At 67.7% G+C, this 17,823-nt stretch carries 12 protein-coding genes; 6 read left to right on the plus strand and 6 right to left on the minus strand.

The genetic code is table 11. The features are described 5' to 3' along the window. Positions 1–108 precede the first annotated feature (108 nt). From AB8K43_RS12205 to rarD, 3 genes are read left to right on the plus strand one after another with little or no spacing between them, the layout of a single operon-like run. Positions 109–1,986, plus strand: coding sequence for a 2-oxoacid:acceptor oxidoreductase subunit alpha (locus AB8K43_RS12205; RefSeq protein WP_370894483.1), 1,878 nt, complete (start codon positions 109–111; stop codon positions 1,984–1,986). Beyond that, positions 1,983–3,104 carry a 2-oxoacid:ferredoxin oxidoreductase subunit beta gene (locus AB8K43_RS12210; protein ID WP_370894484.1) on the plus strand — a complete coding sequence of 374 codons (1,122 nt, stop codon included), beginning with the start codon at positions 1,983–1,985 and terminating at the stop codon, positions 3,102–3,104. The genes AB8K43_RS12205 and AB8K43_RS12210 overlap by 4 nt, the downstream gene beginning before the upstream one ends. Before the next feature lie 55 nt (positions 3,105–3,159). Continuing rightward, the gene (gene rarD / locus AB8K43_RS12215) at positions 3,160–4,074 is read left to right on the plus strand and encodes an EamA family transporter RarD (protein WP_370894485.1); all 915 of its coding nucleotides are present in this window, start codon (positions 3,160–3,162) and stop codon (positions 4,072–4,074) included. A gap of 629 nt (positions 4,075–4,703) precedes the next feature. Here the strand turns inward: rarD and AB8K43_RS12220 are convergent. Then, a complete protein-coding gene (locus AB8K43_RS12220) occupies positions 4,704–5,165 on the minus strand; it encodes a hypothetical protein (RefSeq protein ID WP_370894486.1) in 462 nt (153 codons plus the stop codon). A 76-nt stretch (positions 5,166–5,241) separates the two neighbouring features. Continuing rightward, on the minus strand, positions 5,242–6,381 hold the full coding sequence (locus tag AB8K43_RS12225) for an amino acid deaminase/aldolase (RefSeq protein ID WP_370894487.1): 1,140 nt from the start codon (positions 6,379–6,381) through the stop codon (positions 5,242–5,244). A 105-nt stretch (positions 6,382–6,486) separates the two neighbouring features. Here AB8K43_RS12225 and AB8K43_RS12230 point away from each other — a divergent pair, with 105 nt between their 5' ends. The 3 genes from AB8K43_RS12230 (at position 6,487) to AB8K43_RS12240 (ending at position 11,323) form a co-directional block, all read left to right on the plus strand. Further along, positions 6,487–7,653 carry a hypothetical protein gene (locus AB8K43_RS12230; RefSeq protein WP_370894488.1) on the plus strand — a complete coding sequence of 389 codons (1,167 nt, stop codon included), beginning with the start codon at positions 6,487–6,489 and terminating at the stop codon, positions 7,651–7,653. Positions 7,654–7,861: 208 nt separating this feature from the next. Continuing rightward, positions 7,862–9,805 carry a PhoX family phosphatase gene (locus AB8K43_RS12235; RefSeq protein ID WP_370894489.1) on the plus strand — a complete coding sequence of 648 codons (1,944 nt, stop codon included), beginning with the start codon at positions 7,862–7,864 and terminating at the stop codon, positions 9,803–9,805. Between the two features lie 256 nt (positions 9,806–10,061). Then, a protein-coding gene (locus AB8K43_RS12240; RefSeq protein ID WP_370894490.1) for an IS3 family transposase occupies positions 10,062–11,323 on the plus strand; the annotation gives its coding sequence in 2 pieces (ribosomal slippage) (positions 10,062–10,344 and positions 10,344–11,323; 1,263 coding nt in all). A gap of 282 nt (positions 11,324–11,605) precedes the next feature. Here the strand turns inward: AB8K43_RS12240 and AB8K43_RS12245 are convergent. From AB8K43_RS12245 to nuoL, 4 genes are read right to left on the minus strand one after another with little or no spacing between them, the layout of a single operon-like run. Continuing rightward, complete coding sequence (locus tag AB8K43_RS12245; protein ID WP_370894491.1) at positions 11,606–12,616, minus strand: polyprenyl synthetase family protein; 1,011 nt, start codon at positions 12,614–12,616, stop codon at positions 11,606–11,608. Positions 12,617–12,657: 41 nt separating this feature from the next. Next, positions 12,658–14,247 (minus strand): NADH-quinone oxidoreductase subunit NuoN, encoded by a 1,590-nt coding sequence (gene nuoN / locus AB8K43_RS12250; protein WP_370894492.1) that lies wholly within the window; start codon positions 14,245–14,247, stop codon positions 12,658–12,660. After that, the gene (locus AB8K43_RS12255) at positions 14,247–15,875 is read right to left on the minus strand and encodes an NADH-quinone oxidoreductase subunit M (protein ID WP_370894493.1); all 1,629 of its coding nucleotides are present in this window, start codon (positions 15,873–15,875) and stop codon (positions 14,247–14,249) included. The genes nuoN and AB8K43_RS12255 overlap by 1 nt, the downstream gene beginning before the upstream one ends. After that, positions 15,875–17,818, minus strand: coding sequence for an NADH-quinone oxidoreductase subunit L (gene nuoL, locus AB8K43_RS12260; RefSeq protein ID WP_370894494.1), 1,944 nt, complete (start codon positions 17,816–17,818; stop codon positions 15,875–15,877). Before nuoL ends, AB8K43_RS12255 begins: the two co-directional genes overlap by 1 nt. Between the last annotated feature and the right edge of the window lie 5 nt (positions 17,819–17,823).

The following is a 17,823-nucleotide window of genomic DNA, read 5'->3' on the forward strand; positions in this document are numbered from 1 at the left end:
AGTGTTATGGAAGTCATAGGAAAAGCGATTAGGTCAAGAGGTTAGCGTCGCCTTAGCATGGTGGGTGGCCTTCGGGCCAGCCAACGTGCGAAAGGATCCTCCCGGTCCATGACCAGCTCCACCACCACCCAGACGCGCTCACGGGTGATCATCCGCTTCGCCGGCGACTCCGGCGATGGGATGCAACTCACCGGCGACCGCTTCACCGCCGACACCGCCGCGCTGGGCAATGACCTCTCGACGCTGCCGAACTTCCCGGCCGAGATCCGCGCCCCCCAGGGGACGCTGCCGGGCGTGAGTTCCTTCCAGCTCCACTTCGCCGACCACGATGTCCTCACCCCCGGTGACGCACCGGATGTGCTGGTCGCGATGAACCCTGCCGCGCTGAAGGCGAATCTCGACGAGGTGCCGCGCGGCGCGACGATCATCGTCAACACCGACGAGTTCTCTAAGCGCAACCTCGCCAAGGTCGGGTGGCAGACCAGCCCGGTCGAGGACGGCACTCTCGACTCATGGCATGTCCACGCCGTCCCGCTCACCTCGATCACCGTCGAGGCCCTTGCCGCTCACGACAGCCTGACCCGCAAGGAGAAGGAGCGGGCGAAGAATATGTTCGCCCTCGGCCTGCTCTCGTGGATGTACTCGCGCTCGATCAGCGGCACCGAGGAGTTCCTCGCCGCGAAGTTCGGCGCCAAGCCGGACATCCTCGCCGCCAACCTGGAGGCGCTGCGCGCCGGGTGGAATTACGGCGAGACCACCGAGGATTTCGCGGTCACCTACGAAGTGGCGCCCGCGCGCACCCCGGCCGGCACCTACCGCAATATCACCGGTAACACCGCGCTGGCCCTGGGGCTTGTGGCCGCGGCGCATCGCGCCGGGCGTCCGCTGGTGCTCGGCTCCTACCCGATCACCCCGGCGAGCGACATCTTGCACGCCCTGTCCTCGATGAAGCGCCTCGGCGTCACGACCATCCAGGCCGAGGACGAGATCGCTGGCATCGGGATCGCTCTTGGCGCGTCCTTCGGCGGCGCGATCGGCGTGACGACGACCTCCGGCCCTGGGGTGGCCCTGAAGTCCGAGACCATCGGCCTCGCAGTCAGCCTCGAACTGCCCTTGGTGATCGTCGATGTCCAGCGCGGCGGCCCGAGCACCGGATTGCCGACTAAGACCGAGCAGGCCGACCTACTGCAGGCCATGTACGGCCGCAACGGCGAATCCCCCGTGCCGATCGTCGCGCCGCAGACCCCAGCGGACTGCTTCGACGCCGCGCTCGAGGCCGTGCGGATCGCGACGACCTATCGCACCCCCGTCTTCCTGCTCTCCGACGGCTATCTCGCCAACGGCTCAGAGCCGTGGCGGATCCCCGAGATCGCCGACCTGCCCGACCTCACCGTCGAGCTCGCGAGCAAGCCCAATGGCACGGACGCGAAGGGGGCGGAGACCTTCCACCCCTACTTGCGCGATCCCGACACCCTGGCCCGCCCGTGGGCCGTGCCGGGCACCCCGGGGTTGGAGCACCGGATCGGTGGGATCGAAAAGGCCGACATCACCGGGAACATCTCTTACGACCCGGATAACCACGACTTCATGACGCGCACGCGCCAGCAGAAGGTTGACGGGATCGCGAACACCGCTGGAGAGCTCGAGGTCGACGACCCGAGCGGCAGCGCGCGTGTGCTCGTCGTGGGGTGGGGTTCGACGTACGGGCCGATCGCCGCCGCCGTGCGCGCCGCCCGCGAGTCCGGGGCGCAGGTCGCGCACGCCCAGTTGCGCCACCTGAACCCCTTCCCCCGCAATACTGGAGAGGTGCTGCGCGCCTACGACCGCGTGATCGTGCCCGAGATGAACCTCGGACAGCTCGCGATGCTGCTGCGCGCGAAGTACCTCGTCGACGTTCGCTCGCACACATCGGTGCGCGGGCTCCCCTTCACCACCAGCGAGTTGGCCGATGTCATCGACTCGGCCGTCAAGGAGGTCACCCAGTGACCAGCATCGACCTCGGGGTCCCCACCGTTGGGGCGCCCTCCGGCATCGCCGACGTGCCCGCGCTCGACCCGGACGCGCCGAAGCAGACCAAGCGCGACTTCACCTCCGACCAGGAGGTCCGGTGGTGCCCCGGTTGCGGTGACTACGCGATTCTCGCCACCGTCCAGGGCTTCCTGCCCGACCTCGGCCTGCGCAAGGAAAACATCACCTTCGTTTCGGGCATTGGCTGCTCCTCGCGCTTCCCGTACTACCTCGACACCTATGGGATGCACTCGATCCACGGTCGCGCGCCGGCGATCGCGACGGGTCTTGCGACCTCGCGCCCGGACCAGTCCGTCTGGGTCGTGACCGGTGACGGCGATGCGCTCTCGATCGGTGGCAACCACCTGATCCATGCCCTGCGCCGCAACGTCAACATGACGATCCTGCTCTTTAACAACAAGATCTATGGCCTCACCAAGGGCCAGTACTCCCCCACCTCCGACCCGGGCACGGTCACCAAGTCCTCGCCGATGGGCAGCCTCGACGCCCCCTTCAACCCGGTCTCGCTCGCGCTGGGCTCGGAGGCGACCTTCGTCGCGCGGACCATGGACTCTGACCGCAAGCACCTCACCTCGGTCCTGCGGGCCGCGGCCGAGCACCGCGGGACGTCCCTGGTCGAGATCTACCAGAACTGCCCGATCTTCAACGATGGCGCTTTCCAACTCATCAAGGACCGCGATCAGCAGCAGGCCCGCCTGGTCCACCTCGTCGAGGGTGAGCCCATCACGGCCGGTTCGCACGAACTCGAAGGGGGTCGCGAGATCCTAATCCGCGCGGATCACGGCGGTGTCGAGTTCGTCGCCGAAGGGGTCGTGAGCGCGAAGGGGTGGCACGACCGAGTGGTCGTGCACGACCCGCACGCCGAGGACCCGAGCCAGGCCTTCGCGATCTCGCGCCTCGATTCGACCTCCATGACGCACGTGCCGATGGGGATCTTCCGCCAGGTCGACCGCCCGACCTACGACGATCAGGTCCGGGCCCAGGTGGATTCTGCGGTCGAGCTCGGTGGCGGTCCCGCGACCGACGATGACCTCGCCGATCTGCTCCGCGGCAGCGAAACCTGGACGGTCGCCTAAGCCCGTCGCCACCCGGGGTGCCTCGGGTCGTGACGCCGCCGCCTAGACTCGCCGAGTGACGCGCGATGACCACGGTCGCGGCGTACTTGCCGCGTGGGGTGCCTATGGGATCTGGGGACTTTTCCCCCTGTACTTCCACGCCCTGAAGCCGGCTGGCGCGTGGGAGATCCTGAGCCACCGGATCGTCTGGACCCTGGTCTTTTGCGCGCTGATCCTCGCCGTCCGGAGGGACCTCGCCTGGCTCCCGCAGATGGTGCGCCGACCGCGGCTCGCCGCTGGCGTGAGCGTCGCCGCGATCCTGATCGCGATCAACTGGGTCGTCTACGTCTATGCCGTCATCACCGGGCGCACAAATGAGGCAGCTCTCGGCTACTTCCTCAACCCCCTCGTCACGGTCGCTCTTGGCGTCGTCGTCCTGCGCGAGCGGCTTCGCCCGCTGCAGTGGATCGCCGTGGCGATCGGGGCCGTCGCCGGCATCTATCTCGCGATCGCGGCGGGCACCCTGCCGTGGATCGCGACGACGCTGGCCTTCTCCTTCGCGCTCTATGGCCTCACCAAGAAACGCCTCGGGGCGAGCCTGCCCGCCCTTCGCTCGTTGACCGCCGAAACGATCGTGCTCGCTCCCATCGCGGTCGGGATTCTGATCTGGTTGAGCGCGACCGGCGCCTCGACCTTCACCGTCGACGCTCCGTTGCACCCCGCCCTGCTCGTCGCCGCCGGAGCTGTCACCGCCGCACCCCTGCTGCTCTTCGCCGCGGCCACCCGACGGATTCCGCTCGTCACGATCGGGCTCATTCAGTTCATCACCCCGGTGATCCAACTGCTGATGGCCGTCACCTTCCTCGGCGAGCGGCTACCGACCGAACGCTGGATCGGCTTCGGGATCGTGTGGCTGGCCCTGATCGTCCTTAGCGCCGACTCGGTCCAGGCCGGTCGACGACGCCGGGTGCCCGCCGCTGAGCCGATCTAGGCGCCGCACCTGCGTGGGGCCCGGCTGACGCCCAAGCCTGGGCGTCAGCCGCTGCACTCCCCTGCGGCGAAGGCGGTCGGAAAGGGGACCTGCGCCGAGTACGTGCGCTCCGCGACGGAGTAAGGTCACTTCCGCGCCGCTAAGCGAACTCCGCGGACTCGCGTAGAGCCGAAGCGCTAGGACCTTCTCCTCGCCGGGAGCAATCTCACGGCCGATCGCCCGCACCGGGTCGTTGCGGGTCACCGTCGAAGATTCCCACGGGAAGACTCCCGGCAAGCCTTCGTTGGTCCTGGTCGCGAGATACGCCTCGTTCAGGATCAGCCGCCGAGCACCCAGCACGGTGACCTCGTCGATGCGGATCGGCCGCGTGTCCGTGTTGCGCAGCGTCGAGGTTGCGACGACCCAGTCCCGCTCGCCGCCTTGTGGCACGCACAGAGAACCCCCCAACCACCCGAAAGCGACCGGACCACCCCTTCGGTCCTCGTGCCGCACGGTTAGCCCAATCATCGCGACCAACACCGCGACCGTGATGATGGCGACGAGCCCGCCTCGCTTCATCGGTTCTCCTTCGACTCTCATGTGGAAGGAAACCTAGTGCCCGCGCCGCACAGCCGGAGGGCAACGCGCCGTCAGGCGTGGGCGGTGAAAACCTGCCCGCGGTACTGGTAGGTGAGCGCCACGAGCGGTGACGCTGGGTCGCCCCCGCCAGTGACCCGCACGAAGAGCATCCGCTCCGATCCCGGCGGAAGAAGGGCGCCCTGAGCGGGCTGCGCTGCAGCGCCGAGCAGATCGCCACGCGACCAGGTCGACCCCGTCGCTGGCCGTGCCCGGCGGCTCCCCACGCTCGCTTCGCGGACCTCGTCACGGGCACCTGAGGCCACCTCGCGGATCTGGACGTCACGCACCCCGGTGTTGTGGACCCAGTACGCGCGCTCGTCGGTCCGGGGGTCCGCGCTCGGGCGGACCTCGCCCGGGAACTCACCGACGACGAGGGGCCCGGTCGAGCGGAATGGCTCGCCGTGTCGAGCCAGGAGGATGAGCGAGGAGAGCGAGCCCGTCACCGTCGCGGCGAGCAGGTGACGCCCCTTCACCAGACCTCGCCCCTTTCGTCATAAACAGATGATCTTTGACGACGGTACGTGGTATAGGAGCAATGATGCTACTTACTCATCCGTAGTTAAAATTCTCACCACGATAGGTCGGGACGGTGTCGACGCGCTCACCTGCACGAATGAGGTGAAACGCATCAAAGCGCTCGGCGAGCTCGCCTGCTTTCCCGTGGCGAAACCAGACCAGATCGCCGATCGCCATACCGTCGGCCGCATCACCATGCAACGGCGTCTGCACCTCGCCCGCCCCCTCGGTTTTGACCAACTCGAGCCCGGGCGGCCAGACCGGGGTCGGCACGCGATCCCACCCCGGCGGGCCGGAGGCGATGTACCCCCCTTGGAAAACCGTCACGTAACCCGGCGCTGGTCGCCGCACGACGGGCAGGGCGAACGCCGCCGCCGGCCGAGGTTGGAAGGCGTCGTACCCATCGAACAGGGTCGGGGCATAGAGCCCCGATCCGGCGGCAAGTTCGGTGATCGCGGGATCCTTACCGGTGATGTGCAGCGACCCCGTCCCACCGCCGTTGACGAACTCGAGGTCTGCTACGTCCCTCACCCGCGTCACGATCTCGCCGCGGCGGGCACGCAGGGACGCATCGGAGCGGGCCTTCATCACTCGGATCGCTGGGGACGAGTCCGGCACGCCCGCGATCTGGGCGTCGTAGAACATCACGCCCACGACCTGCAGGCCAGCGCGTGATGCGGTGCGGGCGAGTTGAGCCGCGTCATCGGCTGAGCGAAGGGGGGAGCGCCGCGCGCCGATGTGGACCGGTCCGACCCGCAGCGACGCATCGACATCTAAGGCGACGCGAACTCCCTTCGCCCCGAGCGACACCAGCCACTCCACGTGCTCAGGACTATCGATCGTGAGCGTGACTCGCGCTCGCGCGTGATCGTCGCCGGCGAGCTGCCGGATCGCCTCGCGATCGACGCTCGGGTAAGCGACGTAGACGTCATCGATGCCCTCGGCGACGAGCCAGAGGGCCTCGCGCACGTGGTAGGCCATGACCCCTACGAAGCCCGGGGTCATCAGCGCCCGCTCGATCATCGCGCGGCAGCGCACCGACTTGCTCGCCACCCGAATCGGCAACCCGCCGGCCCGGCGGACCAGGTCGGCGGCATTGGCGTCGAAGGCGTCGAGATCGATTGCCGCGAGGGGCGCTTGGCGATCCGCGACGGCGATGCTCCAGGACTGCACCCCGTCAGGTTACCTGCCGGTCACCGGCGAAGGGCGGCTGGGCCGGTGCCGGAGGAGCCGGTGACCGACACCCGCGCCCCACCACCCCGGCTAGCCTTAGCGCCAATGTCCGCACCACCAGCCCCCGACCAGCCGAGCACACCGCATTTTCGCACCGAGGACGAGGCGCATCGGTGGCTCCGCTCACGCGGTCTGGCGCAGGTCCTCCCCCGGTCGGTGCGCATCAAGGGGATCGGCTGGCGGATCTCGGGGCTGCTGGTCCTGCTCGCGTCCGGGCATCTTCTGCTGGGGGCCTTGGCCCTGCTGGTCACTCCTCTCACGGATTCCGAAGGGGTGATCACCGCGACCGATGCTCAGTCCGTCGCGATCGCTGCGTTCGTGCTCGGCGGGCCGGCGCTGGTCTTGCTCCTCGCCTGGATGGTCGCACGCCTCGCTCGCCGGGGAAGCGACGCACGGCGCGCAGTCATCGCGATCGCCACCGCCCTTCTCTGGCTCGTGGTGACCCCGATCGTCACGACGCGGATGCTGCGCTCGATCGAGCCCGGTGAGAGCAGTTACACCCAAGCGATGATCCAGGCCCTGCTGATCTACGTCGTGCTCGGCTTCCTGACGTACCTCGGGACCGGGACGGTCGTGCGCTGGTCCCTGCGCCGATCTCGTCAGGAACTGGCCGCGCTCGGGCCGATGATCGTGCGGGTACTGCCGGTGCTGATGCTCGCGGTCCTCTTCCTCTTCTTCAATGCCGAGATCTGGCAGGTGGCCGCGGGCTTGGACGGCCCCCGGACCGCTGCCGTCGCCAGCGTGCTCGCGGTGCTCGCCGTCTCGATCGTGATCGTGACCGCCCGAGACGAGCTCCGCCGGATGATCCATGAGCGCCCGGACCGGCACCCCCTTCGCCTGGGAGAGCGGATCAACCTCACCGTCATCCCCGTCGCCGCTCAACTCAGCCAGGTCGCGATCTTCGCGGCGATGATGTGGTTCTTCTTCGTCCTCTTCGGATCGCTGTCGATTTCCGACTCGGTCGCCAAGGCCTGGATCGCCCACCCGCCAACGCCCGCCGAAGCCCTCGGCGTGGTGCTGCCGATCTCGACCGAATTGCTGAAGGTCGCCGCCATCCTCGCGACCTTCTGCGGACTGTCCTTCGCGGCGTCCTCGGGCTCAGACGCGACGTACCGCGAAGCCTTCCTCGACGCGATCTTGGAGGAAACGCGGGCGAGTCTTGACGGCCGGGATGTCTACTGCGAGCAGTTCCGCGCGACCGGAGGGCGCTAAGCCGCCGACGGGAGTTCGCATACGGTTCACCAAACGCTCACATGACCGGGTGCGACACCTCCGTAATGTCGCTCGGGTCCACGCCGACGCCACTTTTCCCCAAGGACATGTGATGAGCGACCGCCCCTCCCTGCCCCTGATCCACTCTCACGCGGGGCGCCAAGCCGCGACCTGCCATTTCCGGTGCGCCAGTCAATGCGCGCGAGCGGTGCCCAACGAGTCAGACAACGAGTACTTCGGTGATGTGGTCGCCGCGTCCCGGGCTCGACGTCGCACCGTCCTTCAAGCCGGTGGGCTCTCGGCCGCCGTCGTCGGACTGACCGCCGTCGCCCCACAGCACGCCGCGGCATCCCCGGCCTCGACGACCGGCACCGCCATTGCGGCCGCCGACCGCCATCCCAAGAACCGTGTCGGATCGCGAGCCCCCTTCGGCTTCACCGGGATCGACCCGGTACCCGAGGGCCAGGACAAGGTGGTCGTCCCGCAGGGCTTCACCTGGCAGACGATCATCGCCTGGGGTGACCCAATCCTCGCGGGCGCGCCGAGGTTCAATATGGCGCGCCAGAGTGCCGCCGCGCAGCGCCAGCAGTTCGGGTACAACAACGACTACGTCGGCTTCATCCCGACGCGTACGAATCGCGGCGCGCTGGTCGTCAATCACGAGTACACCAACGACAACCTGATGTTCCCCGGCTACACCGGCCCCGCGAGCCTTACCGATGAACAGCTCAAGATCATCATGGCGGCGCACGGCATGTCGGTTGTCGAATTGCGCCGGCGCAGCCATCACTCCGGATGGACCTATGAGAAGGGGGCGCGCCTCAATCGCCGCCTCCACACCGAGACCCCCTTCGCCCTGGACGGCCCGGCCGCTGGCTCCCGCCTCCTGCGCACCTCGGCCGACCCGACGGGGCGCCGCGTGCTCGGCACCCTCAACAACTGCGCCGGTGGCATGACCCCCTGGGGCACCGTCCTATCCGGGGAGGAGAACTTCAACCAGTACTTCGTCGAGCCGGGTCGCGGCACTCCCGAGCAGACCGCAGCGTGGAAGCGCTACGGCATCGCCGGCAGCCCCGGTCGTGGATGGGAGCGCGTCGACCGCCGCTTCAACCTCGGCGAGGAACCCAATGAGGCGAACCGGTTCGGGTGGATCGTCGAGGTGGACCCCCTCGATCCGCACTCGACGCCGGTGAAGCACACCGCGATGGGACGGTTCAAGCATGAAGGGGCCAATGTCACCATCGCTCGCTCCGGCCACGTCGTCGCGTACATGGGCGACGACGAGCGCTTCGACTACATCTATCGGTTCGTCTCGCGGCACACCTACCGCCGCGGCTCCAGCCCGTGGGCGCGCGCGCACAACAAGCGTCTCCTCAGCGAAGGAGACCTCTACGTCGGCCGCTTCGACGGCAACGGGACCGCGGACGGCGTCCACGACGGCTCCGGCCGCTGGATTCCGCTTGTCGTCGGCGGCCAGAGCAAGGTCCCGGGGATGACGGTCGAGGAGGTCCTCGTCCACACCCGGATGGCGGCCGACAAGGTCGGACCGACGAAGATGGACCGCCCAGAAGATGTCGAGGTGAACCCGGTCAACGGTCGGGTGTACGCGGCCTTGACCAACAACACCCGGCGTACCCCCGATCAGGTCGACGAGGCCAACCCGCGTCCGAGCAATAAGCACGGCCAGGTCCTCGAGATCACCCCCACCCGCGGCGATCACACCCGGGACACCTTCGACTGGAAGCTCGTCCTCATCGCCGGTGACCCTGCGGACCCGCAGACCTATTTCAACGGGTACGACAAGTCCGAGGTCTCACCGATCTCGTGCCCGGACAACGTCGCCTTCGACGCGCACGGCAATCTCTGGATCGCGACCGACGGCAACGCGCTCGGCCATGCCGATGGCATGTACCTCATGCCGCTCACGGGCAAGGAGAAGGGCAAACTGCAACAGTTCCTCGCCCTTCCGGCCTACTCGGAGTGCTGTGGCCCGCTCATTGCGCCCGATCAGCGCTCCGTCTTCGCCGCGGTGCAGCACCCAGGCGAGTCGGACTCGGCGAGCTACGAAAAGCCGGCCTCCCTCTTCCCGTACCGCGGGGATCCCGGCCCGCGTCCCGGTGTCATTGAGGTGCGGCCGAAGCGCCACCACTAAACATCGACGAAGCGGCCCGGCCGGGGATGTCCCCGCCCGGGCCACTTCGTTGAACGTCGGAAACCCACCCCAGACTGCACTCACCGACACTTCCCAAGCCCCAAACCGTCGGGAACCCACCCGAGATTGCACTCACCGACACTTCCCTGCTGCCAAACCGTCGGGAAACCACCCGAAACTGCACTCACCGACACTTCCCAAACACTGAGACGTCCCGGGGTGTCCGGAGGCCTGATCCGTTGGAAGGATGCAGGTCATGGCACGTCCATCGAAGTACAACCCGGAGTTCCGGGAGCGTGCGGTTCGGCTGGTGATCGAGCAGCGTGAGGAGTACGCCTCGGAGTTCGAGGCGATCCGGTCTGTCGCGGGCAAGTTGGGTATCGGGTCCGCGGAAACGCTGCGTAAGTGGGTCCGCCGCGCGGAGGTCGACTCCGGTGCCCGGCCCGGAGTGACCACGGCCGAGCACGAGAAGATCAAGGCGCTGCAACGAGAGAACGCCGAGCTGCGCCGCGCAAACGAGATCCTGAAGGCTGCGGCGGCTTTCTTCGGAGCCGAGCTCGACCGGCCCGGGCGCAGGTGATCGCCTTCATCACCGAGCACAAGGACCACCGGGTGGGCGATGGCCTGCGGTGGGGCGTCGAGCCCTTGTGCGCTGTGCTCACCGAGCACGGGATAGCTATTAGTACCTCGACCTACTACGAGTGGGTCAGCCGCAAGCCCTCGGCGCGCGCGCTGCGCGATGAGCAGGTGAGCGCGCTGATCCGCGCGGAGCGGGACTCCTCCCGGCTGGTCGCGGGCCTCGGCTCGCGCAAGATGTGGCTGCGGCTACGGGGCAAGGGCCACGACGTGGCCCGTTGCACGATCGAGCGGCTCTACCGCGCCAACGGGTGGGAAGGAGCCCGATACGGCACAAAGCACCGCACGACCATCGCCGATCAGAAGGCAGCGCGCGCGGCGGACCTGGTCAACCGGGACTTCGACCCGCCCGCACCAAACCGGCTGTGGGTCGCGGACTTCACCTACGTCCCGACCTGGCTGGGCATGGTGTACGTCGCGTTCGTCATCGACGCCTTCTCGCGCCGGGTGATCGGTTGGCGGGCAGCTACCCGCATGACCACACCGCTGGTACTGGACGCTTTGGAGCACGCCATCTTCACCCGCGCCCGGGAAGGCGTACACGACCTCACCGGTCTAGTTGCGCACAGCGATGCCGGGTCCCAGTACACCTCGATCGCGTTCACCACCCGGCTGCTCGACGCCGGCGTTGATGCGTCCGTCGGATCTGTCGGCGACGCCTACGACAACGCCCTGGCCGAGTCCACGATCGGGTCATTCAAGACCGAGCAGATCAACCGGCACGGCCCCTGGCGGGACGTCAACCATGTCGAGGTCGCCACCTTCGAGTGGGTCGACTTCTTCAACACCGAGCGATCCCACGACTCCCTCGACGACCTCACCCCGGCACGCGTCGAGCAACTCCACTACGCTCACCAAACCCCCCTCACCCGGGCTGGGTGAGACACATAACCAAGTCTCCGGACATCCCGGGAGGTCTCACTTCCCGACCGCCGAACCGTCGGGAAACCACCCGAGACTGCGCTCACCGACACTTCCCGGTGCGCCGAACCGTCGGGAACCCACCCGAGATTGCACTCACCGACACTTCCCGGTGCGCCGAACCGTCGGGAAACCACCCGAGATTGCACTTACCGACACTTCCCACGCGCCGAACTGTCGGAAACCCACCCGAGACTGCACTCACCGACACTTCCCGGTGCGCCGCCTGGCGCGCGAAGGGGGTCAGCCGGCGCGGTGGACGACGCCCTCGGCGAGGGCGATCAGGGCGCTCTTGGCGTCGCTATCGGGCAGGTCGGCAAGGACCGTTGTCGCCCCTTCGCCCACCGCGATGGTCTCGGCGCGAGCGGCCTCCATCGCCGAGTGCGCGCGGAGCAACTCCAAGGCCCGGGCGAGGACGGCATCGTCGCTGACGTCGCCGAGAAGCAGTTCCTTCAGCTCATCATCGGCCGGGTCGTCCGAGGCGAGGACGTTAAGGACGGGGAGGGTGCGCTTGCCTTCGCGCAGGTCCGTCCCGGGCATCTTGCCCATCTCCATCGACTCCGAGGAGATATCGATCAAGTCATCGGCCATCTGGAAGGCGATGCCGAGCCGCTCGCCGTACTCGGTGGCCAGAGCAATGACCTCTTCGGAGGCGCCGCCAAACATCGCGCCGTACCGGGCCGCGGTCGCGATGAGGACACCGGTCTTGTCGGCGAGCACGCCCCGGTAGTACTCCCGAGGATCCTGATCGTCCGGGCAGGGCCGGTCGTCGCGAATCTGCCCCGAGCAGAGCCGGATGAAGGTCTGCGCCTGGATCTTCACGGCGACCGGACCGAGGTCGGCAATGATGTCCGAGGCGGTGCCGAAGAGGAGATCCCCGACCAAGATCGCGGTCGAGTTGTTGTACTGGGCATTGGCCGATGGAGCGCCGCGGCGCAGGTCGGCCTCGTCCATCACGTCGTCGTGATAGAGGCTCGCGAGGTGGGTGAGCTCAACACCCGCAGCGGCGGCGATCACCTCGTCGTTGATCCCCTCGCCGAGTTCGGCCATCAGCATCGCGAGCAACGGGCGGAAGCGCTTGCCTCCGGCCTCGGCGAGATGCCGGTTGGCCTCGGTGATGAAATCGTCCTCGTTGGCGGTGCGCTCGGTGATGAGCGCCTCGACCCGGGCCAGGCCGTCGGCGAGCCGGGCCGCGAGTTCCTTGCTCGCCCCGGGCAGCCGGAGGACCGGCGGGGTCGTCGTTGCGGTGCTCACGGAGGCAGTATCCGTCCCCGAGGGCCGAATAACCGAATCCGTCACTGCGCGATGAACAGGCTCGCCTGCTGGGCGAGCTCCATCAGCGGCCCGGGCACGATCCCGAGCAGGATCGTCAAGACCACACCGACGGCGACCGCGATCGTCGTCATCGTCGCCGGGGTGGCGAGGGTGACCTCACCCGACGGCTCGGTGAAGTACATGAGCACGATCAGTCGGATGTAAACGAAGGCGGTGACCGCACTCGCCAGCACACCGATCACGACGAGCAGCACCCCGGACAGTCCTCCGTACGCGACGGCCGGCATGAAGACGGCGACCTTCGCGGTGAAACCTGAGGTGAGCGGGATGCCGGCGAAGGCGAGGAGCAAGATCGACATGGCCGCCGCGACCCAGGGGTGGGTCTTCCCGAGGCCTGCCCACTGGGAGAGGTGGGTTGCTTCGCTGCCGCGTTCGCGCACCATGGCGACGAGGCCGAAGGCGGCGATGGTCGAGGCACCGTAGGCGACGAGGTAGAAGAGGACCCCGGCGATCGCGGTGCGGTCGAAGGCGAGCAGGCCGACCAGGATGAAGCCGGCGTGCGCGATCGAGCTGTACGCGAGCAGCCGCTTGATGTCGGTCTGGGTCACCGAGAGCACTGCACCGATGACCATGGTCAGGGCCGCGATGGCGACGACGCCGATCCGCCATTCCCAGCGGGTCGATTCGAGCGCGACGTAGGTGACCCGCAGCATCGCGCCGAAGGCCGCGATCTTGGTGCAGGCCGCCATGAAGCCGGTGACGGGGGTCGGGGCGCCCTGGTAGACGTCCGGGGTCCACGAGTGGAAGGGGACCGCACCGACCTTGAAGAGCAGGCCAACGAGGACGAAGACGACGCCCGGGATCAGCAGGCTCTCGGTCATCCCGGAGGACAGACCCGCAGCCTGCCCGATCGTGGTCAGGTTGACGCTGCCCGAGTAGCCGTAGAGCAGGGCCGCTCCGAAGAGGAAGAAGGCCGACGCGAACGCCCCGAGCAGGAAGTACTTGATCGCCGCCTCTTGCGAGAGCAGGCGACGCCGACGCGCCAGTCCGGCCAGCAGGTAGAGCGGCAGCGAGAGCACCTCGAGAGCGACGAACATCGTGAGCAGGTCACCCGCGGCGGTGAAGAGCATCATGCCGCCGAGCGAGAAGAGGGTGAGCGGGAAGATCTCGGTCGTCGCCCACCCGTGGGCGGTGGCCTCGCTCTCCAGTTCCGAACCGGGCGACGCGGCACCCATCGGAGTGAACGCGTCCGGGCTCGGTCCGCCGAAGCGATCCGCCATCGCGAGGAGGCCGACGAGCCCCAGGAGGAGCAGCGCGCCCGAGAGGAAGCGGCTCGGCCCGTCGATCACCATCGTGCCGCCGATGGTGACGCCGAGGTGGTCGCCCGTCACGAAGACGAGAGCACCGAAGGCGACGATGAGCGTCGCGACGGCGAGCGCCAGCTGAAGGGCGTAGCGCGCCGCGCGCGGGACGAAGGCCTCGACCAGCACGCCGATGAGACCACCGACGAAGACGATGATCATCGGCGCGAGGGCCCAGTAGGCCACGTCGGGCATGGTCCACGACGAGTCCTCGGCCGCGAGCGCGAAGGGCATGACGGCGGTCGTCATCAGTGGTCACTCCCGGTGTCAGCAGCAGGGGCGGTCGGCGCGGGGTCGGTGGCCCCGACCAACTGGAGCGTCCGTTCGACCGCGGGATTGAGCAGGTCGAGGGCCGGCTTCGGGTAGAAACCGAGCACGAGGATCACGGCGATGAGCGGCGCGACGACGAGCTTTTCCCTCAGGGTGATGTCCTTGACGGGGGCGATGGTGCGCACCGGACGATCGGCATCGAGGTCGGCCCGCACGGCACTCGTGAAGGGCGCGTCCTGCGGCACGGGCATCTCCGTCAACTCCGGATCCACCGTCGGGGCCGGACCGGTCATCATCCGCTTGTACATCAACATGATGTAGAGCGCGGCGAGGACGAGGCCGAGGGCTGCGAAGGCACCGGCCGCCGGGTACCGCTGGAAGGTCCCGGTGATCACCAGGAACTCGGAGATGAAGGAGGACAGACCCGGCAGGGCAAGACCCGAGAGCCCGGCGATCAGGAAGACACCGGCGATGCCCGGGGTGACCCGCTGCCAGCCCCCGAAGTCGTCCATCCGCTTGCTGCGTCGGCGCGCGACGAGCATCCCGGCGATGAGGAACAGGGCCGCGGTCGAGAAGCCGTGGTTGATCATGTAGAGATTCGCGCCGGCCTGAGCGGTGCTCGTGAAGGCGAAGATCCCGAGCACGATGTAGCCGAAGTGGCTGACCGAGGTAAACGCGATGAGGCGCATGATGTCGGACTGACCGATCGCGAGGATCGCCCCGTAAATGATCGAGATGATCGCCAAGGTGATGACCACGGGGGTGGCCCACTTGCTCGCCTCCGGGAAGAGCTGGAGGCAGAAGCGAATCATTCCGTAGGTACCGACCTTGTCGAGCACGCCGACCAGCAGGGTCGCCACAGCCGGCTTGGCCTCGGCAGCCGCATCGGGCAGCCAGGTGTGGCCGGGGACCATCGGCGCCTTGATCGCAAAGGCGATGAAGAAGCCGAGGAAGAGCCAGCGCTCGGTGGTCGCGTCCATGCTGAGACCGGTAAGGCGCTCGACGAGGAAGCCGTCGCTGCCACCGGGGCCCTGCAGGTAGACGCCGATCACGGCGACGAGCATGATCAGCCCGCCCGCGAGACCGAAGAGGAGGAACTTCATCGCGGCGTACTGGCGGCGCGGGCCGCCGAAGCTGCCGATCAGGAAGTAGACCGGGATCAGCATCGCTTCGAAGAAGACGTAGAAGAGGAAGACGTCGGTCGCGGCGAAGACACCGACCATGAAGGGCAGCAGCAGCAGGAGCAGCGCGAAGTAGGTCCGCTCGCGGCGTCCCCCTTCGGGCACATCGTCCCAGGCCGCGAGGATGCAGATCGGAGTGAGGACAAGCGCGAGGAGGATCAGCGCCAACGAGATCCCATCCACGCCGAGCGCGTAGGAGACCCCAAGCTGCGGGATCCACTCGTGCTGCTCGGTGAGCTGGAACTGCTCAGAGCTCGTGGTGCTGAATTGGGTGGCCGCGGCGATCCCGAGCGCGAGGGTCAGCAGGGACACCCCGAGGGCGAGCTGCTTGGCCAAGCGCGCGGACACACCAGGGACCAGGGCCACCACGGCGGCGCCGAGCAACGGCACCACCATCAGCAGGGTGAGCCAGGGCATGGTCGACATCAGTTCATCACCCACAGAGCACCGAGGAAGAGGACGACACCGGTGAGCATCGTCAGGGCGTACGTGCGTGCGTAGCCGTTTTGCAGGCGACGCAGGCGAGAGGAGAGTCCGCCGATCGAGGCGGCGAGACCGCGGACCGTCCCATCGACACCGGCGGTGTCGGTGAAGACCATCCCGCGGGTCAGGTGGATCCCTGGCCACATGAGCAGGGCCTCGTTGACGTCATCTTGGTAGAGATCCTTGCGCGCGGCCTGCGTGAGCAGCGACCCCTGCGGGGCGACCTCCGGGACGCTTTCGCGCACGTAGCGCATCCAGGCGTATCCGGCGCCGACGATCACGACGAGCAGGGTCGCGGCCATGATCACGGGGATCGGGATGACCGGCTCCTCGTGCGCGTGGTGGCCAAGCGTCGGCTCCAACCACGTGGTGAAGGTGTCCCCCATCGCGAGGACCAGACCCAGCAGGGCCGAGCCGACAGCGAGGACCATCATCGGGATCGTCATGGTGAGCGGCGACTCGTGGGGATCGACATCGTCGGTCCAGCGTTGCTTGCCGTGGAAGGTCATGAAGAACAGGCGCGACATGTAGAAGGCGGTGATCCCTGCGCCCACCAGGGCTGCGGTGCCGAAGACCCACGGCTGCCAGCCGTCGCCGATGAAGGCGGCCTCGATGATCTTGTCCTTGCTCCAAAAGCCGGAGAACGGCGGCACACCGAGGATCGCGAGCCAGCCGAGGCCGAAGGTGATCCAGGTGACCTTCATGACGGTCGCGAGCCCACCGAAGCGGCGCATATCGACCTGGTCATTCATCCCGTGCATCACCGAACCGGCGCCGAGGAACATCCCGGCCTTGAAGAACCCGTGGGTGATGAGGTGGAAGATCGCGAAGGCGTAGCCGACCGGCCCAAGGCCTGCGGCCAGCATCATGTAGCCGATCTGGGACATCGTCGAGGCGGCGAGCGCCTTCTTGATGTCGTCCTTCGCGCAACCGACGATCGCCCCGTAGACGAGCGTGATCGCACCGACCACCGTGACGAAGAGGCGGGCGGTCTCGGAGACGTCGTAGATGGCGTGGCTGCGCACGACGAGGTAGACACCGGCGGTCACCATCGTCGCGGCGTGGATCAGCGCGGAGACCGGCGTCGGGCCGGCCATCGCGTCGCCCAGCCAGGACTGAAGGGGGAACTGCGCGGACTTACCGCAGGCGGCGAGCAGCAGGAGCAGACCGATCGCGGTGACGGCACCGGTGGAGGCCTGCGAGACCCCTTGGTTGACCGTCGCGAAGTCGACCCCGCCGAAGGTCAGGAACATCATCGCGATCGCGAGGGCGAGGCCGATGTCACCGATTCGGTTGACGACAAACGCCTTGTTGGCGGCGGTCGCGTAGGCCGGGTTGTGGTTCCAGAAGCCGATCAGCAGCCAGGACGCCAGACCAACGCCTTCCCAGCCGACGAAGAGCAGCAGGTAGGAGTCCGCCAGGACGAGCAGCAGCATCGAGGCGACGAAGAGGTTCAGGTAGGCGAAGAAGCGACGGCGGTCCGGGTCGTGCTCCATGTACCCGAGCGAGTACACGTGGATCAGCGAACCGACGAAGGTGACGAGCAGGACGAAGGCCATCGACAGGGGATCGACGAGCATCCCGGCCTGCAACTGGAAGGCCCCGGCAGGGATCCAGTCGTAGAGCGTTAACTGGGCGACTCGGTCGGCGCCCGGCACGTCGATCATGGCGAAGAAGATCGCGGCGCCGACGCCGAAGCTCGCCCAGGAGAGGCCGGTGGCAAGGCCCGGGCCGAAGGAGTCGGTGATCCGGCCGCCGAGCAGCAAGATGGCGGCGCCGGCGAGGGGCAGGGCGACGAGGAGCCAGGCGAGGGCCGTGATCCCGTCCGCGGGGGCAGCCGCAGCGGCCCCTTCGGCCACCGCGGAAGCAATGAATGCGGAGTTCAACGCGA

It is taken from the genome of Janibacter sp. GXQ6167, assembly GCF_041365945.1.
GTDB lineage: Bacteria > Actinomycetota > Actinomycetes > Actinomycetales > Dermatophilaceae > JBGFSK01.